Origin of the sequence: Micromonospora sp. S-DT3-3-22, from assembly GCF_015354745.1 — a bacterium.
Lineage (GTDB): Bacteria > Actinomycetota > Actinomycetes > Mycobacteriales > Micromonosporaceae > Micromonospora > Micromonospora wenchangensis.
This window is the reverse complement of the sequence record NZ_JACGMO010000114.1, coordinates 1-25,190: the sequence shown is the minus strand read 5'-3', so window position 1 is coordinate 25,190 and position 25,190 is coordinate 1. Positions and strand designations below refer to the sequence as shown.

23 protein-coding genes and 1 pseudogene are annotated in these 25,190 nt (G+C 74.3%); 16 read left to right on the top strand and 8 right to left on the bottom strand.

Annotated features, from left to right (window positions below; all coding sequences use genetic code 11):
- Positions 1–80 precede the first annotated feature (80 nt).
- Positions 81–818, bottom strand: coding sequence for a Clp protease N-terminal domain-containing protein (locus H1A17_RS35670; protein WP_194823163.1), 738 nt, complete (start codon positions 816–818; stop codon positions 81–83).
- Positions 819–1,197: 379 nt separating this feature from the next.
- On the opposite strand from H1A17_RS35670, the gene H1A17_RS26605 reads away from it, so the two are divergent.
- The 8 genes from H1A17_RS26605 (at position 1,198) to H1A17_RS35885 (ending at position 7,797) form a co-directional block, all read left to right on the top strand.
- A complete protein-coding gene (locus H1A17_RS26605; RefSeq protein WP_145920439.1) occupies positions 1,198–1,944 on the top strand; it encodes a class II aldolase/adducin family protein in 747 nt (248 codons plus the stop codon).
- Between the two features lie 80 nt (positions 1,945–2,024).
- A complete protein-coding gene (locus H1A17_RS26600) occupies positions 2,025–3,026 on the top strand; it encodes an ABC transporter substrate-binding protein (protein WP_168222516.1) in 1,002 nt (333 codons plus the stop codon).
- Complete coding sequence (locus tag H1A17_RS26595; RefSeq protein WP_240762194.1) at positions 3,023–3,841, top strand: ABC transporter permease; 819 nt, start codon at positions 3,023–3,025, stop codon at positions 3,839–3,841. Before H1A17_RS26600 ends, H1A17_RS26595 begins: the two co-directional genes overlap by 4 nt.
- Entirely contained in the window at positions 3,838–4,650 is an 813-nt protein-coding gene (locus H1A17_RS26590) for an ABC transporter permease (protein WP_240762192.1), read from the top strand. The genes H1A17_RS26595 and H1A17_RS26590 overlap by 4 nt, the downstream gene beginning before the upstream one ends.
- The gene (locus H1A17_RS26585; RefSeq protein WP_194823161.1) at positions 4,647–5,480 is read left to right on the top strand and encodes an ABC transporter ATP-binding protein; all 834 of its coding nucleotides are present in this window, start codon (positions 4,647–4,649) and stop codon (positions 5,478–5,480) included. Before H1A17_RS26590 ends, H1A17_RS26585 begins: the two co-directional genes overlap by 4 nt.
- A complete protein-coding gene (locus tag H1A17_RS26580; RefSeq protein ID WP_168222515.1) occupies positions 5,477–6,436 on the top strand; it encodes an MBL fold metallo-hydrolase in 960 nt (319 codons plus the stop codon). Before H1A17_RS26585 ends, H1A17_RS26580 begins: the two co-directional genes overlap by 4 nt.
- A complete protein-coding gene (locus H1A17_RS26575; RefSeq protein WP_145920434.1) occupies positions 6,436–7,464 on the top strand; it encodes an amidohydrolase family protein in 1,029 nt (342 codons plus the stop codon). Before H1A17_RS26580 ends, H1A17_RS26575 begins: the two co-directional genes overlap by 1 nt.
- Entirely contained in the window at positions 7,465–7,797 is a 333-nt protein-coding gene (locus H1A17_RS35885; protein WP_194823160.1) for a hypothetical protein, read from the top strand.
- Here H1A17_RS35885 and H1A17_RS26565 read toward each other — a convergent pair.
- Both H1A17_RS26565 and H1A17_RS26560 read right to left on the bottom strand, forming a co-directional pair.
- Positions 7,757–8,662 (bottom strand): RNA polymerase sigma-70 factor, encoded by a 906-nt coding sequence (locus H1A17_RS26565; protein ID WP_145920433.1) that lies wholly within the window; start codon positions 8,660–8,662, stop codon positions 7,757–7,759. The two genes, H1A17_RS35885 and H1A17_RS26565, sit on opposite strands and share 41 nt — an antisense overlap.
- A gap of 65 nt (positions 8,663–8,727) precedes the next feature.
- Positions 8,728–9,468, bottom strand: coding sequence for an SDR family oxidoreductase (locus H1A17_RS26560; protein ID WP_194823159.1), 741 nt, complete (start codon positions 9,466–9,468; stop codon positions 8,728–8,730).
- A 200-nt stretch (positions 9,469–9,668) separates the two neighbouring features.
- Between H1A17_RS26560 and H1A17_RS26555 the strand changes: the two genes are divergently transcribed.
- The 6 genes and pseudogenes from H1A17_RS26555 (at position 9,669) to H1A17_RS26530 (ending at position 14,087) form a co-directional block, all read left to right on the top strand.
- Entirely contained in the window at positions 9,669–10,463 is a 795-nt protein-coding gene (locus tag H1A17_RS26555; RefSeq protein ID WP_194823158.1) for a dienelactone hydrolase family protein, read from the top strand.
- Positions 10,464–10,565: 102 nt separating this feature from the next.
- Complete coding sequence (locus H1A17_RS26550; protein ID WP_145920431.1) at positions 10,566–10,835, top strand: GlsB/YeaQ/YmgE family stress response membrane protein; 270 nt, start codon at positions 10,566–10,568, stop codon at positions 10,833–10,835.
- Positions 10,836–10,950: 115 nt separating this feature from the next.
- Positions 10,951–11,220, top strand: a complete 270-nt coding sequence (locus H1A17_RS26545; RefSeq protein ID WP_194823157.1) for a metal-sensitive transcriptional regulator — start codon at positions 10,951–10,953, stop codon at positions 11,218–11,220.
- A 126-nt stretch (positions 11,221–11,346) separates the two neighbouring features.
- A complete protein-coding gene (locus tag H1A17_RS26540) occupies positions 11,347–12,747 on the top strand; it encodes an MBL fold metallo-hydrolase (protein ID WP_145920429.1) in 1,401 nt (466 codons plus the stop codon).
- Between the two features lie 108 nt (positions 12,748–12,855).
- Positions 12,856–13,206 (top strand): annotated as a pseudogene (locus H1A17_RS26535) (DUF2892 domain-containing protein); the annotation flags it as partial.
- A complete protein-coding gene (locus tag H1A17_RS26530) occupies positions 13,203–14,087 on the top strand; it encodes a sulfite exporter TauE/SafE family protein (protein ID WP_194823156.1) in 885 nt (294 codons plus the stop codon). The pseudogene H1A17_RS26535 and the gene H1A17_RS26530, both read left to right, overlap by 4 nt.
- A 16-nt stretch (positions 14,088–14,103) precedes the next feature.
- Here H1A17_RS26530 and H1A17_RS26525 read toward each other — a convergent pair whose 3' ends face one another.
- The 3 genes from H1A17_RS26525 to H1A17_RS26515 form a co-directional block, all read right to left on the bottom strand.
- Positions 14,104–18,903, bottom strand: coding sequence for a caspase family protein (locus H1A17_RS26525; protein ID WP_194823155.1), 4,800 nt, complete (start codon positions 18,901–18,903; stop codon positions 14,104–14,106).
- Positions 18,900–19,259: a hypothetical protein gene (locus H1A17_RS26520; protein ID WP_194823154.1), complete on the bottom strand. Its 360-nt coding sequence runs from the start codon at positions 19,257–19,259 to the stop codon at positions 18,900–18,902. Before H1A17_RS26520 ends, H1A17_RS26525 begins: the two co-directional genes overlap by 4 nt.
- 134 nt (positions 19,260–19,393) lie before the next feature.
- Positions 19,394–20,635, bottom strand: a complete 1,242-nt coding sequence (locus tag H1A17_RS26515) for a CdaR family transcriptional regulator (RefSeq protein WP_194823153.1) — start codon at positions 20,633–20,635, stop codon at positions 19,394–19,396.
- An 83-nt stretch (positions 20,636–20,718) separates the two neighbouring features.
- Here H1A17_RS26515 and H1A17_RS26510 point away from each other — a divergent pair, with 83 nt between their 5' ends.
- Positions 20,719–21,810, top strand: coding sequence for a ferredoxin reductase (locus tag H1A17_RS26510; protein ID WP_145920424.1), 1,092 nt, complete (start codon positions 20,719–20,721; stop codon positions 21,808–21,810).
- A 13-nt stretch (positions 21,811–21,823) separates the two neighbouring features.
- On the top strand, positions 21,824–22,969 hold the full coding sequence (locus tag H1A17_RS26505) for an acyl-CoA desaturase (RefSeq protein WP_145920423.1): 1,146 nt from the start codon (positions 21,824–21,826) through the stop codon (positions 22,967–22,969).
- A gap of 48 nt (positions 22,970–23,017) precedes the next feature.
- Here H1A17_RS26505 and H1A17_RS26500 read toward each other — a convergent pair whose 3' ends face one another.
- Positions 23,018–24,022 (bottom strand): Acg family FMN-binding oxidoreductase, encoded by a 1,005-nt coding sequence (locus H1A17_RS26500; protein WP_145920422.1) that lies wholly within the window; start codon positions 24,020–24,022, stop codon positions 23,018–23,020.
- Between the two features lie 95 nt (positions 24,023–24,117).
- Positions 24,118–25,128, bottom strand: a complete 1,011-nt coding sequence (locus tag H1A17_RS26495) for a hypothetical protein (protein WP_145920421.1) — start codon at positions 25,126–25,128, stop codon at positions 24,118–24,120.
- Between the last annotated feature and the right edge of the window lie 62 nt (positions 25,129–25,190).

Genomic DNA, 25,190 nt, shown 5'->3' with positions numbered 1-25,190 from the left:
GGGCGCGCCGGGTGGGTGGGCGCACCCGCGCGGCGGTGACCCGGGGTGGCCGGGGCCCTCCGCCGTCGGCGCGCCGGCCGCTACCGGCCGGCGGCGAGCTGCTGTTGCAACTGGTCGATGCGGTCGATGAGGGTGAGCATCATCGACCGCAGCGCGGCGCTGTCCGCGTCCCGGTCCAGGTTCATCCGGCCGAAGGTGAACCCGTGGAAGAGGGCGGACAGGACGGCTGGCGTGACGGCCTCGGAGACGCCGACCCTGCGCAGCACCTGACCCGCGGCGCCCGGGTCCTCCCGCAGCCCGAGCAGCAGGTGGCTGCCGGCGGTGACGGCCGATCCGTGGGCGCGGGCCTGGCTGGCGGCGACGGCCAGCGCCGCGTGGGCCCCGGCCGCCATGGTGGGCGCGGCACCGGCGGCCGACGGGTGGCCCGCCCCGGTGGTGGCCCGGGCGTCGACCTCGTCGGTGACGGCGGCCTGGATCGAGGCGACCGGGAAGCCCAGCAGTTCGACGGTGTTCAGGACCAGGCTCTCCCCCTCGTCGAGGAACGCCTGGAGGACGTCGATGGTCTCGACGGTGGCCGCACCACGGGCGGCGGCGACGTCGTAGGACTGGCGCAGGATCGCCGCGACGTGGTGGTTGGGCGGGGGTGTCAGCGCGACCTGTTCGGGCAGCGCGAGTTCGGCGGGCGCGTCGTGGGTGGCGTTGTCGCTGCCGTCCAGCGCCTGGGTCAGCGCGACCTGGCAGATCCGCGAGACCGGTAGTCGTGCCTCCCGTACCCGGTCGGCGAGGGCGTCCGGCAGATAGACGTTGATCTTCGGCACCTGTCGATCCTGTCACGGGGGGTTCGGCGGGGGTGTCGCGGGTGGGGCGCAGATCACTGGTGGGGGCACCTTGATTGCCTACAAACCCTAGGGGCATACTGGGGTTATGTCGACGCTGCTGACCGCCTGCCGGGCGGTCGACTACGGCCGCACCGGCAGCGCGCTCTGTTGTAGCCGCTGACCCTCACCGGCCGTCCCTCACCGGCCACCGCGCCACGACGGCACCGTCGCCCCCGCTCCGCTGTCTGACTCCCGCGCCACCGCGCGGGTCCACGCGTCCGCGATCGTCCGACCGCGAACCGCTCATCTCCCCGTGCCGGTACGCACGACCTTCCCGGGTGCGTACGCACGACCGCCTCGACGACAGGGTCGCCCCGCCATGACCGAATCCCGCCCCTCCGCCCCTCCGACCGGACGCACGACGTTCGCCGCCGACGAGTTGGCCGCCGCCAGAGCCGGCCTGACGACCGGCATCAACCGGATCTTCGCCGCCTCGGCGATGTCCGCCAGCGGACACGGCAACATCAGCGTCCGACTGCCCGGCCACGACGATCTCCTCGCCGTCAACGCCGGTGACCTGCTGCGCCCGTGGCCCGCCGACGACCTGCGGGTCGGGCTTGCGGGCCTGCGTACCGTCAACGACGAGGTCGTCGTCGTCGACCTCGACGGCGAGGTCCGCTACGGCACGCCGAGCCCGTCGGTGGCCGCGATCCTCAAGATGCACGTCGGCGTCTACCGGACCCGGCCGGACGTCAACGCGGTCATCCACACCCACTCCCCGTACGCCACCAGCTACGCGCTCGCCTCGGTCAGCCTGCCCGCCCGGTACGAGGCGCTGCTGGTCCACGGCCAGGCCGTCGACCTGCCGGTCGCGCCGTGGGCACCGCGCGGCACGGCCGAGGCCGTCCGCTCCATCGCCGAGACCTACCGGGCCCACCCGCAGACGTACGGGGTGCTGCTCGGCAACCACGGTCTGCTCGTCGCCGGCGACTCGGCCACCCACGCCGCGAGCCTGGTCGTGGCGATCGAGGAGGCGGCCGTGTCGAGCCTCGGCGCACTCGCCCTGGGCGGGCCGACCCCCTTCCCCGACCACGTCCGGGACCTGGACCTGCGCCTGCGTTTCTGACCCGCCCGGGTCCGACCGCGCCCGCGCCGCCGACCCGGACACCCGCTCGTCCGAACCCTCTGCCGAAAGTGAGAACGACCGTGTCGTCGACATCCACCCGCTCCCCGCGTCGCCGTTCCGGCCGCGGCCTGGCCGGCCTGCTGACCGCCGCGCTGCTCGTCACCCCCCTCGTCGCCTGCGGCGAGGAGGAGGCGGCGTCCGGGGCCGACGCCGACGGCCTGACCACCGTCACGCTGGCCTCGGCCCCGCTGGCCCACCTCGCCCCGATCTACCTCGCCCAGGACAGGGGCATCTTCGCCAGGCACGGCCTGCGCGTCGAGGTGGACACCGAGACCTCGGACCTGACATCCGTGCCGTCCGTGCTCGCCGGCAAGGTCAACTTTGCCACCGGTGACCTCACCACCCTGATCGTGGCGCGGTCCAAGGGGCTGGACGTCAAGGCGTTGCTGCCGGCCTCCGCCTCGACCGGCAAGGCGGGGGCCGACTACGGCGCCCTCGTCGTGGCCGGCAAGTCCGGCATCACCAGCCCGAAACAGCTCGAAGGCAAGACCGTCGCGGTCAACATCCTCACCAACATCGCCGCCGCGGCGGCCCGCGAGTCGATCCGGGCCGACGGCGGCGACCCGGCGAAGGTGAAGCTCGTCGAGATCCCGTTCCCGCAGGTGCCGGCCGCCCTCAGCGAGGGGCGCGTCGACGGCGCGTGGGTGGTCGAGCCGTTCCTGTCGGCGGCCAAGGCCCAGGGCGCGGTCCCCATCGGCTGGGGCTTCACCGACCTGGCCGAGGACCTCACGGTGTCGGCCTGGTACGCCTCCGGCGCGTACACCCGGGAGCAGTCGAAGGTCACCACGGCGTTCCGGGACGCGGTCCGGGAGGCGTACGCCTACGCCCGCGAGCACGAGGACGAGGTCCGGGCGAAGATCCCGACGTTCACCCAGATCACCCCCGAGGTCGCCAACCGGATCACCATCACCGGATGGCGGGACCAGGTCAGCCGCCAGGCGGCCGAGAAACTGGTCGGGTACGCGCAACGCGACGGCCTGATCACCGACGCGCCGAACCTCGACGAGCTGATCCTGCCGTGACCACCCCCGGCCACGGCGATCCGCCGGCCCGCCGGCCGGTCGGCGGCAGGTGGGGTCACCGACAGTTGCTGGGCGCGGTGGGGCTGGCCGGGGCGGCGGTGACGTACGAGGTGCTGAGCCGGGCGTTCTTCTCGCCGCTGCACGTGCCGCCGCTGACCGCCGTCGTCCCGGAGGCCGTCGAACTGCTCACCGGGGCGAGGTTCTGGACGGCGACCGGGCGCACCCTGCTGGCCGCCGTCCAGGGCCTGCTGATCGCGGTGGTCGCGGGCATCCTGGTCGGGTTCGCGGTCGGCTCGGTGCCGTGGCTGCTCAGGGTGACCTCCTCCACCCTGGACTTCCTCCGCCCGGTGCCGTCGATCGTGCTGATCCCGGTGCTGATCCTGGTGCTCGACGTCGGGCAGATCACCGTGCTGCTGGTCGCCGTCTCCTGCTTCTGGGTCGTGCTGTTCCAGGTGCTGTACGGCCTGCGGGAGGTCGACCAGGTGGCCGTGGACACGGCCCGCAGCTTCCGGCTGGGCCGGCTGCGGCGGGTCGTCCACGTCACCTGGCCGACGGTGCTGCCGTACCTCGGCACGGCGCTGCGGCTGATCGTGTCGGTGGCGCTGGCCCTGGCGCTCACCGGTGGGCTGGTGATGGGCGCCGCCGGCCTCGGTGAGCTGATCTGGAGCAGCCAGGAGTCCGGCGAGTCCACCGGCATGTACGCGCTGGTGCTGCTCACCGGCGGCATCGGGGTGGTGCTCGACCTGCTCGCCCGGCTGGCTGAGCGGCGGCTGCTGCACTGGCACGTCGCCACCCGGCGGGAGTGGGCCCGGTGAGCGCCGGGGGTCGACGGCCGGGGGCCCCGGGCGGGCCCGGTCGGGCCGGCAGCGCGGTGGGCCGGGCGCTCGGTCTGCCCGTCGTCCTGCTGGTGCTCTGGTGGGTGGCCAGCGCGGACAGCACGAACATCTTCCTGCCGCCGCTGCGCGTCATCGTCGCGGCGTTCCGCGAGGTGTGGCTCTCCGAGGTCTTCCTGCGGGACGTCGTACCGAGCCTGTGGCGGCTCGCCGTCGGCTACGGCGCGGCGCTGCTGCTCGGCGTCGCCGCCGGGTACGTGATCGGGCGGTGGTCGGTCGTGCGTGACCTGACCAGCCCGCTGCTGGCGTACTTCCGGGTGCTGCCGTCGCCGGTGCTGATCCCGGTGCTGCTGGTCGCGGTCGGGATCGGCGACGGCACCAAACTGATCGTCATCGTGTCGGGCGCGCTCTGGCCCATCCTGCTCAACACCGCCGACGGGGTCCGGGCCGTGGACGACGTCGGGCGGGAGACCGCCGCCGTGTTCGGCCTGCCGAGGTGGACCCGGCACCGGCTGCTCCTGCACGCGGCCCTGCCGCAGGTCTTCGCCGGCGCCCGTCAGGCGCTCGGTGTCTCGATCATCGTGATGGTGGTCAGCGAGATGCTGATGAGCACCGACGGGCTGGGCTTCACCGTGATCCGGTTCCAGCGCAGCTTCGCGATCCCGGAGATGTGGAGTGGCGTGCTGCTGCTCGGCGCGCTCGGATTCGCCCTGGCGAAGCTGCTCGAACTGGTCGAGCGCCGGGCCCTGCGCTGGCATCGCGGCGTCACCGGACGAGAGGGAGCATCATGACCACACCAGCCAGCGACACCCTGCTGAGCATCGTCGACCTCGGCAGGTCGTACCGCTCCCGGGAACGCAACGTCGACGCGCTGACCGGGATCACCCTGTCGATCCGTGACGGCGAGTTCGTCGCGGTCGTCGGACCGTCCGGTTGCGGCAAGACCACCCTGCTGAAGATCGTCGCCGGGCTGCTGCCCGCCTCGACCGGCGCCGTCCACCTGGGCGGGCAACGGGTCACCGAGCCGCCGGCCGACCTCGCCGTGGTCTTCCAGGAGTACGGCCGCAGCCTGTTCGCCTGGAAGACCGTCCGGCAGAACGTCGAGCTGCCACTGCGGCACCGCGGCTACACCCGTGCCGGGCGTCGGGGGCTCGTCGCGGAGGCCCTCGACGCGGTGGGGCTGGCCCGGGCCGCCGACGCGTACCCGTGGCAGCTCTCCGGCGGCATGCAGCAGCGGGTCGCGATCGCCCGGGCGATCGCCTACCGGCCCCGGCTGCTGCTCATGGACGAGCCCTTCTCGGCCGTCGACGCCCAGACCCGGGGCGACCTGGAGGACCTGCTGGCCGGGCTGTGGCGGCGGTACGGGATGACCGTCCTGTTCGTCACCCACGACATCGACGAGGCGGTCTACCTCAGCCAGCGGGTCGTCGTCCTCGGCGCGGCCCCGGCCGGCCTGCGGGCGGACATCCCGATCGACCTGCCGGCCGAACGCGACCAGCTCGGCACCCGTTCGCTGCCCCGGTTCGGCGAACTGCGCGCCCGGGTCCATGCCCAGGTGCGTGGCGTGCCGCAGCACCCCGACAGGCAACCATCCGACCGACTGGAGAACGTGGCACCGTGAGCACACCAACAGCCGACCAGCATGGGCACACCGACGCGTCGACGGAACCCCGGTGGGTCGACACCGGCGGGGGAGCGGGCCCGCTGTGGTCGTTCCACGTCGGCGAGGTCGAGGTCTTCCCGATCCGGGAGGTCGACTACTTCCCCGTGCCGACGGACTTCTTCCCCCAACTGGAGTCCGGCTCCTGGACCGAGGGGGCCTTCTACACCCGGGAGCCGTTCACCCACGAGGGGCGGCTGCGGCTCAACCAGGAGGCCCACCTGCTCCGGACCCGGGACCGGCTCATCCTGGTCGATGCCGGCGGCGGCAACGGCAAGCCGCGCCGGGGCGGCGTGTTCGACCGCGCGGACCGGCCGTTCCTGGAACAGTTCGCCCGGGCCGGGGTCTCCCTCGCCGACATCGACACGGTGGTCTTCACCCACCTGCACGTCGACCACGTGGGCTTCGCCACCAGCGCGGACGGGGCCGGCGGCTGGGTGCCGACCTTCCCCAACGCCCGCTACCTGGTGGTCCGGGAGGAGTTCGAGTGGTGGACCGGCCCCGAGGGCGCGGCGGCGCTGGAACGGACCGGGGACTACCTCGCGGACAGCATCCTGCCGCTGCGCGCCGCCGGGGTGCTCGACCTGGTCCCCGCCGACCAGGTGCTCACCCCGGAGATCCACCTCGTCCCGGCGTTCGGCCACACCCCCGGCAACGTCTACCTGGTGGTCGAGTCGGCCGGGCAGCGGGCCCTGTTCGCCGGGGACATGCTGCACCACGGCGTCCAGCTGGAGCGTCCGGAGTGGAGCATCCGGTACTGCGTGGTGCCGGGCGACTCCGCCGACCAGCGCCGTCGGCTGCTGGAGCGGGCCGCGGACTCCGGTGACCTGCTGGTGCCGGCCCACTTCCCGTTCCCGGCCGCCGGGTACGTGCACCGGGCCGGGCGCGGCTTCACCTACACCTTCATCGACGTCTGATGGGTGCGGAGTGTGCCGGGCCGCTGTACGTCGCCGACTTCCACACCCACCACGCCGCCGCGGACCATCCGGCGCTGCCGCCCCGCAACAGCTCCGCGGAGCTGGCCGGACGGTGGGAGGTCCTGGCCCGCCGGATCGCCGACCTGGACGACCTGCTCGCCGAGTCCGGCCGGCTCGGCGTCGACCTGCGGGTGCTGAGCGCGCCACCGGCACTGGTGACGCCGCACGGCGAACGTACCCGCCCGGCGGACCTGCGGCGGCTCAACGACCGTCTCGCCGAGACGGTGGCGACGGCGCCGGACCGGCTCAGCGGGCTGGCCACCATCGACGCGTTCGGCGGCGACGCGGCGGCCGAGGAGGCGGTGCGGGCGGTCCGGGAGCTGGGGCTGTCCGGGCTGGTCGTCGACTGCGCCACGGACGGTCAACTGCTCAGCGCGGCAGCCGCCCGACCCACCCTGACGGCGGCGGCCGAGCTGGGGGTGCCGGTCTTCGCCCACCCGGTCAGCCCGGAGCTGCTGACGACCGCCTTCGCCGGCCTGGGCGGGTTCGGCACCTCCCTGGCGCGCGGCACGATCAACGCGGCGGCGCTGCTGTCCCTGCTGCACGACGGGGTCCTGGCCGAACTCTCCGGGTTGCACGTGGTCTTTCCGATGCTGGGGGTGGCCGGCCTGGCCTTGGCCGCCGCCCACGACGAGGGGGAGGTGCTGACCGCACGGCCCCCGGGTGCGCCCGGGGCGCACGTCTACCTCGACACCATGGGGTTCGCGCCGGCCGCGATCAGGTTCGCCGCCGACCTGCTGGGCGTCGACCACGTGCTGGTCGGCGGAGACTGGCCGATCGGGCGACGTCACACGACCCGCGAGCGGGTGGAGACGGCGCTGGCGGCGGCCGGCCTGGACGGGGCGCAGGCCCGACTGGTCGCCGGGGCCAACGCGCTGCGGCTGCTGGGCCGTCCGCCCGTCGCCACCCCCGCCCCGGCCGGCACCGGACTGGGACGGGGCGGGGGCGGCTCCCCTCGGTACGCGTAGGTGACCGAGATGGTGGCGTTCGGGCAGCCGCCGGCCAGGCTGGTCAGGGCGCTCTTCTCGGCGCTGTCGACGGTGAGCCGGCAGCGGGCGGCGCTGTACGACGGCAGCCAGGTCGCCGGGTCCTGGTCGCTCCTGGCCTGGTTGACGTTGTCGGTGACGGCGGCCAGCGGCCGGCTGCCGCCGAGGTCGTTGGCGTACGCCTGGCGGCGGCTGGTGCTCCAGCTGCGCGCACCGGAGTCCCACGCCTCGGCGAGCGGCACCTCGTTGCGTGAACGGTGGCGGAACTCGCCGGTCAGCGGCGGGTCGGCAGCCGACCCAGCTTGTCCGGGTTGACCACCAGCAGCAGCCGCCCGATGCCCCGTACCGAGGTGTCCAGCGTGATCAGGGTGACCGGGCGGTCCGCGGTGACCAGCACCGCCGGACCGCCGTTGACCTCCACCAGGTCGACAGTCGTCGCGCGCCAGTACTTGCGCCGCACGTTGTCCAGGAAGTTCGTCACCCGGGCCGGCCCGCACACGTCCCGACGGGCCGCGTACACCCGGCCGCCACCGTCGGACCGGGCCACCACGTCGTCGGTGAGCAGCCGTTCCAGGGTGGCCAGGTCGCCGTCGCGGGCCGCGCCGAGGAACGCCTCCACCAGCCGTCGCCGCTGGGCCGGCGGGGCGGGCGTGGACCCCTCGGCGGCGAGGTGCCGCCGCGCCCGGCTGGCCAGTTGCCGGGCGTTCGGCTCGGACGTGCCGAGCACCCCGGCGATCTCCCGGTACGGGTAGTCGAACGCCTCGCGCAGCACGTACGCGGCCCGTTCGGCGGGGGCCAACCGCTCCAGCAGCAGCAGGACCGCGACGTCCAACGCCGCCGCCCGTTCCGCGCCGAGGGTCGGGTCGGCACTGGTGTCGACCGGCTCCGGCAGCCACGGCCCCACGTACGTCTCCCGGGTGGCCCGCGCCGAGGTGGCCGCGTTCACCGCCAACCGGGTGGTCGTGGTGGTGAGGAAGGCCGCCGGGTTGCGCACCCCGCGACGGTCGGCGCCCTGCCAGCGCAGCCACGCCTCCTGCACCACGTCCTCGGCCTCGACGACGCTGCCCAGCATCCGGTAGGCCAACCCGAACAGCCTCGGCCGGACGTCGAGGAACGCGGCCAGGTCCGCCGCCGGGACGACCCGCCCCGTCTCGGCGGCGGTCCCGGACCCGGTCGTCATGCGCCTACCGTAGGCGGTGCGACGCGCGGGCCCGACGTCACCCGACGTCGGGCCCGCGCACAGGGTCAGCGCCCGCGCCACTCGGCCAGCCGGATCTCGCCGGTACGGGCCGCGCCGAGCGGAACCAGCGACCGCTCCGCCAGCAGCGCCCCGAAGTACCGTCCCTGCGGGTCGGTGACCACCGGCCGGGGGTCACCGGCGGCGGCCAACGTCTCCCGGCCCAGCTCGTCCAGCGGGAACCGCTGTGGTCCGGCCAGCTCCACGATCCCGTGGACCGGTGCGCCGGCGGCGATCTCGGCCAGCACCGTCACCACGTCGTCGGCGGCGATCGGCTGGATCAGCGCCGGGGGCAGGCGTACCTCGTCGCCCACCACGGCGGACTCGACGATGGCCGGCACGAACTCGAAGAACTGGGTGGCCCGCACCACCGTCCACGGAATCCCGGCCGCCGCGATCAGCGCCTCCTGCGCCACCTTGGCCCGCATGTACCCGCTGTCCGGAATGCGGTCGGTGCCGACGATCGACAGCGCCACGTGGTGCCGTACGCCGGCCTTCTCCTCCGCGTCGAGCAGGGTACGGGTGGACGTCTCGAAGAAGGTCAGGACGGCGGTCTCCTCGAACGACGGGGAGTTCGACACGTCCACCACGACGTCGGCGCCGTCGAGCGCCTCGGCCACCCCCGTGCCGGTGAGCGTGTCCACCCCGGTCCGCGGCGAGGCGGCCACCGCCTGGTGGCCCTGCCGCCCGAGCAGCGTCACCAGCCTGCTGCCGATGAGTCCACTGCCCCCGATGACGACGATCTTCATGGCTGATCCACTCCCTGTCCGTCGATGGCGGTCGCGCCGCCCTCCACCCGTACGACCGGCGGGGCCGCCGATCCGTGACACCCCCGATCCGGGGGCCGGCCCGGCGGCTCCCGGGGACGGGTCGCGGTGCCCCGCCGGGCGGGCCGCCGCCGGGTAGCGTTCCGCCGGTGGGTGCGCCGGCACCCGGGTGAGGAGACACCATGGTGGGCACGACGACGGTGGAGGTTCCGACCAGCGACGGCGCGGCGGACGCGTACCTGGTCCGGCCGGACGGCGACGGGCCGTTCCCGGCGGTGCTGTTCTTCATGGACGCCTTCGGGCTGCGTCCCCGGCTCGCCGAGATGGCCGAGCGGATCGCCGCGCGGGGCTACCTGGTGCTGGTGCCGAACCTGTTCCACCGCACCGGCCCGATGCCGCGCGTCGACCTCGCCGACCTGGCCGACCCGCAGCGGCGCGGCGAGCTGTTCGGCCGGATCGTGCCGCTGATCAGCGCGCTCACCCCGGAGCTGGTGGCCCGGGACGCCGGGGCCTACCTGGACTTCCTCGCCGCCCGTGACGACGTCGCGGACGGGCCGGTGGCGATCGTCGGGTACTGCATGGGTGGCACCAACGCGCTGCGCGCGATCGAGGCGCACCCGGACCGGATCGCGGCGCTGGCCAGTTTCCACGCCGGACGGGTCGTCACCGACGGGCCGGACAGCCCGCACCTCGGCGTCGGCGCGGTCACCGGCGAGCTGTACTTCGCCCACGCCGACCGGGACGAGTCGATGACCGCCGACCAGATCGCCACGTTGGAGGGGGCGCTCGACGCCGCCGGGGTCGCCTACCGCTCCGAGGTGTACGCCGGCGCGCCGCACGGCTTCACGATGGCCGACACCGCGATGTACGACGAGGGGGCCACCGAGCGGCACTGGACGGCGTTGTTCGACCTGTTGGAGCGGACCCTGCGGGGTGCGGCGTGGCGGTCGGATGACGGTCCCCACGCGGGGGCATGACAGTCGCGTGACATTTGGCCCGCAGCGTCCCGTCGTGGTTTCACCGCCCGCCCACCCGGGGCAGAAGCGAGGTCGACAGCGACTCGTGGAGGGACGACACACGTGGAAGTACAGGGCTTCTTCACCGCCATCATCATCGGTCTGATCATCGGTGCCCTGGGTCGCCTCGTGGTGCCCGGGAAGCAGAAGATCTCGATCCTGCTCACCCTGGCCATCGGCGTGGTGGCCGCGATCCTCGGCACCCTGCTCGCCGGCGCGCTCGGGGTGGACGACACACCGGGCATCGACTGGATCGAGCTGTTCCTCCAGGTGGCCTTCGCGGCCATCGGCGTCGCCCTCCTCGCCGGCACGTACGGCCGACGTCGGCACTGACCCGCATCCCCCTCGCGTCGGCCCGCCCTCTCCCCGGGGCGGGCCGACGCGGCCGTTGCGGGGCGGGTGGCGGTTCGGGTACCCCCGGGGGTATGTTGGTGGCAGGAGGTGCACCGTGAAACTGCGACCGGAGATGACCGGCGACGCGTTGACCCGGCTCAAGCGGGCCCGGGGTCAGCTCAACGCCGTGATCGAGATGATGGAGAACGGCGAGGACTGCCGGGAGGCGTTGACCCAGCTCGCGGCGCTCTCCAAGGCCATCGACCGGGCCGGTTTCAAGATCATCGCCTCCGGGATGCGGCACTGCGACGCGGCGCGTGCGCGCGGTGAGACTCCCGAGATGGCCGAGGCCGAGCTGGAGAAGCTCTTCCTGGCGCTGGCCTGACCCGCGATCGGCATCCCGCCCGGCCCGCCTGAGTGGGCCCCGGGCGGGTACTCCCCACCCCGGAACACGTGCACCCGTCTGTCGGTTACATACCCCCAGGGGTATAGGCGAAAAGAGAGGTCTGTCATGACTGTTGAGGTGACGGTGCTCAGCACGTCCTCCCTCGGCGACCGCAGCTACCTGGCCTCCGACGGCCGGATCGCGGTCGTGGTCGACCCGCAACGCGACGTCGACCGCATCCTGCGCCTGGCCGGCCAGCGGGACGTCCGGATCACCCACGTGGTGGAGACCCACCTGCACAACGACTACGTCTCCGGCGGCCGGGAACTCGCCCGGCTCACCGGCGCCGAATACCTGGTGGCCGCCGCCGACCAGGTCGACTTCCCCCGCACCCCGGTCGACGACGGCGACGAGGTGCCCGTGTCGGACACCCTGCGGCTACGGGTGGTCGCCACCCCCGGCCACACCTTCCACCACCTGTCCTACGTCCTGGACACCGCCACCGACGGCGGCTGGCAGCCGGTCGGCGTCTTCACCGGCGGCTCCCTGCTCTTCGGCACCACCGGCCGCACCGACCTGCTCGGCCAGCAGCACGCCCACGAACTCGCCCACCACCAGCACACCTCCGCCCGGCGGCTGGCCGACCTGCTGCCCGACGGCACCCAGGTCTGGCCCACCCACGGCTTCGGCAGCTTCTGCTCCGCCACCCAGGCCGACGCCCCCGACTCCACCATCGGTCGGGAGCGGCAGGTCAACCCGGTGCTCCGGCTCGCCGCCGACGACTTCGTCACCGACATCCTCGCCGGCCTGGACGCCCACCCCGCGTACTACGCGCACATGGGGGCCACCAACGCCGCCGGCCCGACGCCGATCGACCTCACCCCGGCGACCCGCGCCGACGCCGGGCAGCTGCGCGAACGGATCGCCGCCGGGCAGTGGGTGGTCGACCTGCGGCACCGCAAGGCGTACGCCGCCGCGCACCTCACCGGCACGGTCAGCCTCGGCCTCGACGGGCCGATGGCCACCTGGCTCGGCTGGCTGATCGACTGGGGCACCCCGCTCACCCTGCTCGCCGAGACCCCGGAACAGCTCGCCGAGGCCCAGCGGGAGCTGGCCCGCATCGGCATCGACCGGCCCGCCGCCCAGGCCACCGGCGGCCCCGAACGGTGGGCCGTCGACCCCGGCCAGCTCCGCGAGCAGCCCACCGCCGACTTCGCGGCCCTGGCCGCCGCCCGCGCCGGGAACCCGCCCGCCGGACTGCCCACCCCGCAGGTCGTCCTCGACGTGCGGATGACCAACGAGTGGACGGCCGGGCACCTCACCGACGCGGTCCACGTCCCCCTGCCCGACCTGCGGGCCCGGCTCGCCGAGATCCCCACCGGGGTGATCTGGGTGCACTGCGGTTCCGGCTACCGGGCCAGCGCCGCCGCGTCCCTGCTGGCCAATGCCGGCCGCACGGTGGTCGTCGTCGACGACCGGTTCGACCGGGCCGCGCCCGCCGGCCTCGCCCTGACCACCCCCGCCTGAACCCGGCCGCCCCCACCACCGCTGCGGTGGACCCCGAAACGAGGAGAGATGGACCGCACCGACCCCACCCGCGCGGCCACCGTCGACGCCGACACCCTGCATGCCCTGGCCGACGCAGGCCGGGCGCTCGCCGCCGCCGGCCTGCCCCACCTGCGGGTCCTCGACGGCGGCATGCTCGCCTGGGAGAAGATCCCGGCTCCCGTACGGCGGGGCACCCCCCGCCGGGACCTGGAACGGCAGGTACGCCTCGTCGCCGGGTCGATCGTGCTGGTCAGCGTCCTCGGCTCGGTGCTGGTGCCGGGGCTGAAGTGGGTCGCCGCGCTGATCGGCGGCGGGCTCACCGTCGCCGCCCTCACCGACACCTGTGCCATGGGTCGGCTGCCCTACAACCGGGGCGCCGGACGCGACCTGGACGGTGTCGTCGCCCAGCTGCGCGGTGACACCGGACGGCAGGGGTGAACGCCACCCTGCCGCTGACCGTCGGGCTGGCCGTGCTGATCGGGGTCAGCCTCGGCCTGCTCGGCGGCGGCGGTTCCATCCTGGCCGTGCCGCTGCTGGTCTACGTCGCCGACCTGCCGGCCCGGGAGGCCATCGCCACCTCGCTGCTCGTCGTCGGCGTCACCAGCCTCGTCGGGGTGCTGCCGCACGCCCGGGCACACCGGGTCCGCTGGCGTACCGGGCTGGTGTTCGGCCTCGCCGGCATGGCCGGGGCGTACGTCGGCGGGCGGCTGGCCGGCCACCTCCCGCCGACACTCCTGCTCACCGGCTTCGCGGTGATGATGCTGGCCACCGCCGCCGCCATGATCCGTGGCCGACGGGTCGCCGGGGGCTCCGGGCCGCACGAGTTGCCGCTTCCCCGGGTGCTCGCCGACGGGGCGGTGGTCGGGCTGGTCACCGGCCTCGCCGGGGCCGGCGGCGGGTTCCTGGTGGTGCCCGCGCTGGCGCTGCTGGGCGGCCTGCCGATGCCGGTCGCCATCGGCACCTCGCTGGTGGTGATCGCGATGAAGTCGTTCGCGGGTCTCGCCGGCTACCTCTGGACCGTCGACATCCACTGGCCGCTGGCGCTCGCCGTCACCGCCGCCGCCGTGCTCGGCAGCCTGCTCGGCGGGCGGCTCACCAGCCGGGTGCCGGCCGAGGTCCTACGCCGGTCGTTCGGCTGGTTCGTCCTGGTCATGGGCGGTTTCGTGCTGGTCCGGCAACTACCCGGCGGGGTACGGGCCGACCCGGCGCTGTGGACCGGCCTGGCCGGCCTCGCGGCCGGTGCGGCGCTCGCCGCGCTGAGCTGCGCCCGACGTTCCCCGGCCGGCGTCGGTCAGGGAGCGACCCGCCCCGCCGACTGACGGCCACCCGGCGCGGTCACCGGGGACGGCGCAGGTTACGCATCTTCTCCATGCCCTGCCGGACCCGGACGGTACGCAGCAGGTTGCTGGTCTCCTTGCGGAAGTGGCTGCACTGCTTGCCGAACTCGCCCACCGACTCGTCCTTGCTCGACTGGAGGAGCCGTTCGGCGTACTCCAGCCAGCTGCGGCCCTCCCACGGGCACGGCTCGGCGACCGGATCGGCCGAGGAGGTCAGCTCGGCGGCCAGCAGGATCGCCCGGGCCATCAGGAAGTTGGTGACCGGGGTGACCCGGCCGCCCAGGTGGACCTGCTGGAACACCCGGCACCCGTCGAAGAAGTGGAACGCCCGCACCGCCTGGTCGGGGTCCCGGCGCAGCTCCGCCATCCGCAGGTAGACCGCACCGAGGCCGCGCAGGAGCTGCACCTCGGTGAAGTTCTCCCGGAGGAAGTCGGCGATCGTCGAGTGGGACTCGTCGGTCACCTCCCGGTCGGCCGGCGGACGCACCCGGGGCGAGCTGCCGAAGAGCCGGTGGAGCTGGTCGGCGAACGCGCTGTCCTCGGCGATCCGCCACACCCCCGGGTCGGCCAGGCTGGTGACCACGGAGTCGCCGCTCCACCGCCGGTTGAGCATCGCCGCGACACCCTCGGTGTAGCCGCCGTTGCTCATGATCTCGGTGGCGACCCTCTCGACGTCGTTCCAGGCGATCTCCCGGTTCAGCTCCAGGTCGACCCGGGTCCGCAGGATCACCAACTGCTCCAGCAGCGGCCCCTCCCGCTCCTCGGCGGCGAGCAGCTCGCCCGCCTCCAGCAGCAGCGGACGCGGGTCGGGGTCGTTGCGCGGCCAGGCGAACTGGGCGTACCCGACGACGGCCTCCACCATGGCCAGCCCGTGCCGCAACCGTCCCCGACCGTCCGACGCGGTCACGATCAGTCGCCGGTACGTCTCGATCGCCTGCCGGTACTCCCAGATGTAGCGGTGGAACTCCGCCCGGACCTCCAGCACCCCCGGATGCTCCGGCCAACGCCGCTCGGCGGCCCGGATCAGCTCCCAGACCGCGCTGTTGTCGACGTCGTTACGACGGTTCACCCCCTGCTCGTCCCGGTACGTCTCCAGCACCCCCAGCCAGCGCCGGTACTGCCGCTCCAGCCCCACCTCCATCTGGAGCAGCTCGATCGAGTGGCTGAACCGGCGCAGGTGCCCGTCGAGCTTGTCCCGGCGGACCCGGTAGAGCCGACGGATGTTGACCAGCCGTTCCGGCGGCGGCACGGTGCTGCTCTCCCGCCCCTCCGGGGTGGACGCGGCCAGCAGGTTACCCTCGCTGCTCCACCGGGCCCGGTGGCACCACAGGTCGAGCACCGCGTGGTGCCAGGTGGTGTGCTCCTGCTCGGCCAGCCAGGTCTGCACCTCCCTGATCCGGCGCAGCAGTTTCTGGTCCCGTGGCCGGGTCCGGGGCGCGTCGCCGGCGCGCGGGGGCGCGTCGACCTCGGCCCGCCAGCCGCCCAGCTCCCGCTGGATGCGCAACTCCCGCAGCAGCGACTGGGCGCCCGGTCGGTCCTCGTGGGCCCGCCGCGCGCACTCCAGCGCGACCTCGGCCTCGGTCGTCGCCTCGGCGAACTGGTTGTTGCGGCGCAGACAGTGCGCGACGAACAGGTGCACCTCCGCCTCGATCCCCGGGAACAGCGGGAACTCGCCGTCGGTGAGCACCAGGGCCATCGTCCGCCGGGCGGCGTCCAACTGGCTGACCACGTCCGGGTCGCCCCGGTGGACGGCGTGCAGCAGCCGCCACACGTACATCCGGGTGTCGCCCGGCCAGCGGGCCGGCGAACCCCAGGCCGCCGTCAGCTCCTCGACCACCCGCCGGCCCGTCGCCGCCTGGTCGGCGAAGGTCGGCTGCTCGGCGACGAGCAGCGTCGCCACCCCGCACAGCCGCATGCTCCACAGGCCCCGGTCGCTGTCCGACCCGGACAGGGCCAGCCCCTCGCTGACCGCCGCCGTCGCCTCGGACAGCGTCGTCACCCGTTCCGCCAGGGTGCGCTGCCCCCGGGCGCGGCCGCACAGCAGCCGGTGGCGCATCTGCAACACCGCGAACCGGTCCCGCAGGGTGACCGGTTCGGGCATCAGGTCGAACAGCTCGAACGCGGTGCCGAGCGCGGCCCGCGCGGCGGGGACGCGCCCCGAGGTGAGCTGGAGGTCGACGGTGTTCAGCAGCCAGGAGATGGCCACCGTGATCAGATCCGGTCGGCTGCCGCCGGCCACCCGGGCGCAGTCGGCCAGCACCGGCGCGGCCCGCTCCCGGGCCGGCAGCAGGCTCGTCCCCGCCCGCAGCCGGCGGCCACCGATGAACAGCGCGGTGTCGATCGACTTCAGCAGCCGGTGCGACAGCGCGTCCCGGTCGGCCTGCCCGATCGCCTCCGCCACGACGTCGGCGGCGGCCACGAACGCCTCGCGCACCTGCTGGCCCTGCCCGGTGGCCCGCATCGCCTGGTTGAGCCGGGCGGCACCGGCGACCACCGGGTAGCCGGTGGCCCGGACCGGCCGGCCGGCGGGGACGTCCGCGTCGACCGGCGGCGCGACGGCGTCGGTCGGGGTGGTGACCGGTTCGTCGACGGCCGGGACGGCCGTGGCCTCCAGCAGCACCGGGCTGAACGCGGCGTCGCCGGAGTGCGCGGCGGCGAGGTTGGTCAGCGTCTCCCGCAGCCGGGGATACCCGCCCAGCACCGCCTCGTCGAGGCAGCCGATCGCCCGGTCGACGCCCTTCATGACGTGCCGGTCGGAGTTGTCGGGGTGTCGTTGCCGCTGTCGCAGCATCGCCGTGACCAGGGCGAACATCGCCTCGGCCACCGGCTCGTCGAGCTGGTCGGGGGTGAGTTCGACGCCGTCGACGAGCGCCCGCCCGTAGACGTTGTCGCCGCCGCTGCCGCGCAGGGTGGCGGTCAACGCGTTGCTCAGCGCGTGCCGGGTCGACCGGCCCAGGTCGTGCCAGAGGGTGCCGTCGTGCTCCTGCTGGGTGAGGATGCGGGCCTCGACCAGATGGTGGGTGGCCTGCGGGGTGAGCCCGCAGTCCATCGCTTCGAGCAGCTCGGTGGACATCCACAGCCCGTCGGTGATCGCCCAGGCGGTCAGCACGGCCAGCGCACCGGGCCGGCCACGCCCGCCGTCGACGCCCGTCCACAGCGCGAAGCAGTCGACGTCCCGCAGCCCGGCGCCGACCGTGGCGGCCGAGCGGCGCAGCAGCGCGTCGACGAGGTGTTCGACACCCGGCTGTTCGATCCGCTTGTTCAGCACGTCGTTGGCGAGTTCGTCGACCCCGTTGTGCAGCACCCCGGGCAGCCGGACGAGCTTGTCGTCCAGCTCCGTCCAGAGTCGACCCTCGGCGAGGCCGGTGATGGTCAGGCCGCCGCCGTACAGCGGGTCGGCGAGCACCTGGTCGACCAGCGCGGTGGCCTCGTCCTCGCTGAGTTCCCGCAGCTGGACCACCGGCAGGTAGCGCAGCCGGTTGTCGCCGCTGACGTGTACCTCCGCCCGGGTGGCGATGATGACCAGCGCCCGGTCGAACACCGACAGCTCCAGCAGCCGGTCCAGCTGCGCCCGGACCGCCTCCGGCCGGGTGCCCAACCGGGAACCCTCGACGAACAGGATCAGCCGCCGGCGGTGCAGCTGCCGCTGCAACTCCTCGACCAGGGTCGTCCGGACCGCCTCGGCGTAGTCCATGCCGTAGTCGGTGACGTCGTCGATGGTGACGTCGAGCTCCCGGGCGAGCACCCCGAGCACCGGCTCGGGCGCGCTGCTGTTGGGGATGTCCAGCCGCAGCAGCGCCACCTCGTCGAGCTGCCCGGCCTCCTCGGCGAAGCGGGCCAGCACCTCGTCGACGAAGTACCGCTTGCCGGCGTGCCGGGGCCCGACGACCGGCAGCACCGCCCCCTGCGGCAGGCGCAGGCTGGCCCCGCCCCGGGCCAGTTCCGGGACCCGGCCGGCGAACGGCACCTGCCGGGCCGGCCAGGCGCTCTCGAAGCCGGACCGTTCGCCCTGGTCGGTGGGGGAGCCGGCCGGCCGGCGGGGGAACGGCACCGCACGCCGCTGCGGCGGACGCCACGCCGGGTTACGCACCCAGCCCCGGTCGAACTCGACCGGGCTGCGGGCCGGCGCGGGAAAGCCTTCGCCGGCCAGGAGTTCCCCGGCCTCCCGCAGCACCTCCGTCGGGCTCAGCCACTCGGGCGCGTCCGCCCGGCCGCGCCCGAAGACCTCCAGCAGGGCCCGGGTGAACGGGGTGTGCAGCTCGTCCGGGCCGGCGTCGCGCGCCGGCCCGCTGCGGACGGCCGCCATCAGCTGCCAGCCACGGTCCTCGTCGAGATGCAGCGCCTCCGACGGCAGGACCAGGCTGGCGTTTCCCGCGTGGCAGCAGTCGAGGATCAGCAGGCACCGCCGGGCGTCCCTGCCCTTGGCCGCCGCCACGAACCTCTCCACCGGGAACTCGGTGCCGGAGGTGTCCGGGGCCTCGCGGGGAAGGAGGCGTAGCGACCGGCCCACCAGTACGGCGTGACCGGCGAAGTAGACCACCAGCACGCCGTCCGGGCCGACCGAGTTGGCGGCGTTGCGGACCCGCCCCTCCATTTCGGCGGAGGTGGGATCATGCGCGGTCTGGATGCTCCAGCCCGGCAGACCCCAGACCTCGCGGGCGGCGAGGGCCCTGCCGAGCTCCTCGACGTTGTCGTGGGCGGCGGGAACGGTCAGCCCCAGATGGTCGTAGGTGCTGACCCCCAGCAGGACGGCCTGGGACTGGGCCGGGTCGAACCGTGGTTGGTGCGCAGCGGTCACCGCAGGCCCTGTTGGAGCACCGCGATGACGTCCGCGGCCGAGCCGCTGGCCTCGATCTTCACCTCCCGGCTGCCGTCCGGGCTGTCGGTGAGGGTGACCGTGACGGTGGTGTCGCCACCGCGCCGGGCGCTACGCCGGGCCTGGAACCAGTCGTACACCGCCTGGATCACCACGGGCAGCAGCACGTCCTGGCCGACGAACTCCAGCACCTCGGCGGCCCCGAGGGTGCCCGGCTCGGGTGCCCGGTGGACCAGCCGGACCCGGCCGTCGCGCAGCTCCGGGTCGGCCACCAGCTCGTCGCGAAGGTCGTGCACCGGCGACTCGTCGGAGTCCGAGACCGAGAAGATCAGACGCATGCCGCCATCATGGCCCATGCCGTCACGCGGTGTCAGCCGCCGGACGCTCTCCTGTCGTCCTGTCGACACAGTCCCACCGACCGTCCACCTCGGACCACCGCCACGACCGAGTCCGGTGGGATTTGCGCGCCGGCTCAGGAGTCGGCGGGGCCGGTCTGCCCGGCGGGCGGGAACGCCAGCGCCACGGTCAGGTCGAGCACCGTGCCGGGTTCGTTGAGCCGGTCGCCGTACAGCTCCCGCAGCCGGCCCATCCGGTACCGGACCGTCTGCGGGTGCACGAACAGGTCGGCGGCGACGTCGTCGCGGCGTCCCTGGTGCAGCAGCCAGGAACGCATCGTCTCGGCCAGCCGCGCGGCGGTCGCCGCCGGGAGCGTGGCCAGCGGCGCGAGCACCTGGGCGCGCAGGTCGGCCAGCGCCTCCGGGTCGGTGTGCAGCACCAGCCGGGCCAGGTGCTGTTCGGTGTCCAGCGCGGCGCCGTCGGCGGGCGCCGGCACGCCGACGGCGAGCGCCGTCAACACCCGCCGGTACGACCGGGCCACCGCGACCCAGGGCCGGGCCGGGCCGAGCACCGCGCGGTGCCCGTGCAGCGCCGTGGCGAGCTGCCGCCGCCGCCCGCCGTGCATGTCCGGGACGAGCAGCAGCGCCCCCTCCTCGGCCCACTGCGCCCCGGGCAGCTCCTCGCCGCTCTCCAGGGTGTGCGGGGGGAGCACGGCGAGTACCCCGCGCAGGCTGCTGCGGGGCAGCACCACCACGGTCAGGGTCTGCGGCGGGGGCCACTCGGCCCGTTCGGCGCCGCGCCGCAGCACCTCCTCCGGCTCCCCGGCCAGCAGTTGCTGGGTGAGCCGGTCCAGGTCGCGCCGCCGGGCCCGGCCGACGTTGGCCAGCTCGTCGGAGTGGCCGGCGACGCTCGCGGCGGAGAGTTCGTCGATGTAGGCGAACATCAGCTCGGCGAACTCGGCGACCGTCTCGGCGGACAACCCGCTGCGCACGGTGGTGGTGGAGACCTCCCGCCAGGCCACCCGCGCCCCCACCCGGTAGGCGGCCAGCAGCGCGTCCATGCTCCGCCCCGCCCGCGCCTCCCCGGCGCCCAGCGCGTACGCGGCCTCCAGCGCCCGGTTCAGCGGGGTGCTCGGGTCGGCCGCCCCACCGGCCCGCTCGATGAGCTGGAGGAACGTGCCCAACGCGATGCGTACCGCGTTCTCGATCTTCTCGCGCATCTGGCCGGTGAGGGTGCCGGAGTAGGCGGGGACCTCGGCGGTGATGGTGGTGACGGTGTGCGCGGCGACCATCGGCAGCCGACCGCGTAACCGCGCGGCCACCTGCGCGTCGAGTTCCAGCCGGCCGCCCAGGTGGCTGGTCGCCCCCGATTCCGACATGTTGTTCCCTTCGAACAAGTTACCGCGTCCGATTCACCTTCCCCGGTCAAGATGTTATGCGAAAGTGCGAGGACCCTGGGTTCATGACCACCACCGTCCCGCACCCTGAGGCGAAGACCACCGTCCGGGACCGGCTCCTGCGGTTGGCCGAGACGGTCACCACCCCGCTGCTGCCGGAGGACTACCTCGACCTGGTCGCGCCGCTGCGCGCCGGGGCCGCCCTGCGCGGGCGGATCGTCGCCGTCGAGCCCGAGACCCCCGACGCGGCGACCCTCACCATCCGGCCCGGCCGCGACTGGCGCGGCCACACCCCCGGCCAGTACGTCCGCCTCGGCGTCGACGTCGACGGGGTACGCCAGTGGCGGGCCTACTCGCTGACCTCCGCCCCCGACCGCCCCGACCGCCTGATCAGCGTCACCGTCAAGGCCATCCCCGACGGCCGGGTCAGCAACCACCTGGTCCACCGGACCCGGGTGGGCACGGTCGTCCAGCTCGACCAGGCGCTCGGGGACTTCGTCCTGCCCGACCCGGTCCCCGCCCGGGTGCTGTTCCTCACCGCCGGCAGCGGCATCACCCCCGTGATGGGCATGCTCCGCGCCGGCGTGCACACCCGCGCCGACGTGGTCGTGCTGCACTCCGCGCCGACCCCCGACGACGTCGTGTTCGGCCCGCAGCTGCGTGCGCTGGCCGCGCAGGGCGGCATCCGGCTGGTCGAACGGCACACCGACCGGGACGGCCTGCTCGGCGTCGACGAGCTGGCCGGCCTGGTCCCCGACCACCTCGACCGGCAGACCTGGGCCTGCGGCCCGGTCGGCATGCTCGACGCGGTGCAGGAGCACTGGACGGCGGCCGGCGTCGCCGACCGGCTGCACACCGAACGGTTCCGGCCGACGGTCATCGCGCCCGGCGAGGGCGGCACCGTCACCTTCACCCGCACCGGCCTCACCCTCGCCGCCGACGGCGGCACCCCGATCCTCGACGCCGGTGAGGCCGCCGGCGCGCTGATGCCGTCCGGCTGCCGGATGGGCATCTGCTACGGCTGCGTCCTGCCGCTGCGCCAGGGCGCGGTGCGGGACCTGCGCACCGGGGAACTCACCACCGCCGTCCCCGGTGACGGCGTGCTCATCCAGACCTGCGTGTCGGCGGCGGCCGGTACCTGCGACATCGATCTCTGACCGGAGGCCGGACGTGACCGTCATCCAGCACAAGCCCGTCAACCCGATCGCCCACCTGAGCGCCGAGGACATCGAGACGCTCGGCAGGGAACTCGACGCCATCCGGGACCGGGTGCTCGCCGAGCGCGGCGCGAGCGACGCGGCCTACATCCGCAAGGTGATCAGGACCCAGCGGACCCTGGAGATGAGCAGCCGCGCGGTGCTGCTCTTCTCACTCTTCCCGCCGGCCTGGGTGGTCGGCACCGCCGGTCTGGCGGTGGCCAAGATCCTGGAGAACATGGAGATCGGCCACAACATCCTGCACGGCCAGTACGACTTCATGCGCGACCCGAAGATCCACTCCACCACCTGGGAGTGGGACCACGTCTCCCCGGCCGACCAGTGGAAGCACTCGCACAACCAGCTGCACCACACGTACACCAACGTGCTGGGCAAGGACAACGACCTCGGGTACGGCATCATGCGCGTCGACGAGGACCAGAAGTGGTACCCGATGCACCTCGGCCAGCCGCTGTGGAACTTCGTCAACGCCTGCTTCTTCGAGTACGGCATCGCCGCGTACGACCTGGAGCTGGGCCGCAACCTGCGCAAGGGCCGGCACAAGACCCCCGAGTTCCGGGCCCGGCTGCGCGCGGTCGGCCGCAAGATCCGCCGCCAGGTGCTCAAGGACTACGTCATCCACCCGCTGCTGTCCGGCCCGTCCTTCCTCACCACCCTGGCCGCGACCTTCACCGCGAACCTGATCCGCAACCTGTGGAGCCACTCGGTGATCATGTGCGGCCACTTCCCCAACGGGGTGGAGACGTTCTCCAAGACCTCGATCGAGGGCGAGACCCGGGGCGAGTGGTACCTGCGGCAGATGCTCGGCTCGGCCAACATCAGCGGCAGCCGGCTGCTGCACATCATGACCGGCAACCTGTCCTTCCAGATCGAGCACCACCTCTTCCCCGACCTGCCCAGCAAGCGCTACCAGGAGATCGCCCCGCAGGTACGGGCGCTGTTCGACAGGTACGGGCTGACCTACACCACGGGCCCACTGCCCAAGCAGGTCGCCTCCGCCTGGTGGAAGGTCATCCGGCTCTCCCTGCCCAACCGGGAGACCGCCCCGCCGGCCATCGACGAACCCCCGGCCCGGGTGCTCGCCACCTCCGGCGTCTGAGCACCGTCCGACGCCGGCCCGGCACAGCGCCCGGCCGGCGTCGGACGGTCAGCCGTCCCCGTCGACGTGGATCACCTCGGCCGCCGGGCGGCGCGGCGCCGCCGGCAGCTCCGCCGCCGGTGGCCCCCACCCCACCCGGACCACCAGGTACGGCTCGCCCACGTCGGCGAGCAGCTCCCGCATCATCCGGCGCGGCCAGGCCAGCTCGATGGTGTCGCTGATCGGGGCGGTGGACAGCCCCGCCGCGGTCGCGGTGAGCAGCAGCGCCGACAGCGCCTCGCCCCCGCGCAGCCACCCCGCCGGGTCGTCCCGGTCACCGAACAGGATCACGTACGCCGCACCCCGGTCGAAGTCGACGCCGGCGGCCAACCCGGCGGCACCGCCCGGCGCGTAGTCACGCAGCGGCACCCGACGCGGCCCCGGGCGCACCGCCGTGGCCGCCGGCACCCCGTCACCGCTGCCGGCCGGCCGGTGGGTCCACCGGTGCAGCTCCGCCCGGTAGCCGGGGTCGGCCAGCTCGGCGTCGGCCGCCCGGCCCGTCGACACGGCCAGCATCGGCATCTGGTCGGCCCGGACCACGTGCAGGTGCGCGCCCTCGGCCTCGACCGCCGCCCGCAACCCGGTCAGCACCTCGTCGGGCACCGGCCGGTCGCCGAAAGCCCGCCGGTCGGTGCGCCGCCGGGGGATCGCCTCGGTCAACCGGGCGGCGGCCAGGTCCAGCCCACCCGGCCCGGTGGCCCGCAGCCGGGCCAGCAACCCCGGGTCGGCCGGGTCGGGCAGCCGGTCGACCTCGACCCGCCACCCCGCGGCGGCCAGCGCCACCCGGGCGTGGTGCAGCACCGCGCCGCAGCTCAGGGCGAGCAACCGCCCGTCCGGGTCGGTGCTGGCCAGTTGCCGCGTCGGGTCGGCGTGCAACACCAACAGCCCCCGGGTGACCCGCCAGCGCCACGGTTGGGTGTTGAACACCGACGGCGCGTACCGGGACAGCTCGGCGGCGGCGGTCAGTTCGCGTACGGTCGGCACCGGGCCCGGCCGGGTGGACGGCGAGGTCATCGCAGACACCTCCTGGTCGCTCTGCCCCCACCCTGCGCCGCCCCGGCGGGTCGCGGACAGGGCCACAGGACCCGACCGGGCGGGCCGGTGGCCCGTCAGCAGCCGGTCCAGCGCACCGGGGTGAACCGGTCGGTGGTGGTCCAACCGACCGCCGTGCCGGTGTCGGTGACCGCCCGCGCCTGCACACCGGGGAACCCGGCGACCGCCCCCGGCAGCGGCGTCACCCCGTCGGCGTGCCACACCGCCCGCGGGCCGAGCAGCGCCCCACCGGCGGTGACGTCCTGCACCGGCTCCACCGCCGGGTCGACGACGGTGGCCTTCCCGGTGCCCAACTCCCACCGCACCGGCTGCCGCTGTCCGTCGGGGTCGTCGCCGGTGGTGCCGGCCGCCCACCCGCCCCGGGCCGCGAACACCCAGGCGTTCGACCTGCCGGGCACGGTGAGCCGGACGAACTGCCCGTCGGGGCGGCGCACCCAGCCGGCGTAGGACGACGAGCCCGCCGACACCCGGGCGGAGCCGACCACGGTGCCGTCGTCCAGCACCGTGACGGCGACCCCGTCGGGCGGGGTGTCGATCGTCTCGACCGTGCCCGGTCGGTCCACCGGCCAGCGCAACGCGATCATGCTCTCGGTCGCCTCCACCGCGCCGTACCCCACGACGTCCCCGCGTCCGTTGATCCCGGCGGCCCAGGCGCCCGAGACGCTCCCCGGGACGGGCAGGTCGGTCAGCCCGCCGTTCTGGTAGCGCCACGGCCGCTGCACCGCGGTGACGTAGGCGTTGCCGATCACCACGCCGGCGCTGTTGACGCCCACCACGTCCTCGGCCAGCGCGGTGTCCACGACGGTGACCCGGGCACCCTGCCAGAGCAGCAGCGCCGGCTCCCACACCCCGTCGGTGATCCGGGTGCCGATGCCGGCGACGTACCGCCCGGTCGGATCGACGGCCGTGGCCCGGCCGTGGGCCACCCCGGCGGGCAGGGGCAGCGGATGCAGCGCGCACAGGCGCAGGCCGTCCCGGCGTGGTCCGGCGGGGGCGGTGCCGGGCAGGCCCAGCACGGCGGTCAGCAGGCCGACGACGGCCCCGGCGAGCAGGCGGTGACGGATCATGGTGGCTCCCATCGGACGTGGTGGTGGGGGACCGCGCCCCGGCCCGCCGCGTCCGGCCCGCC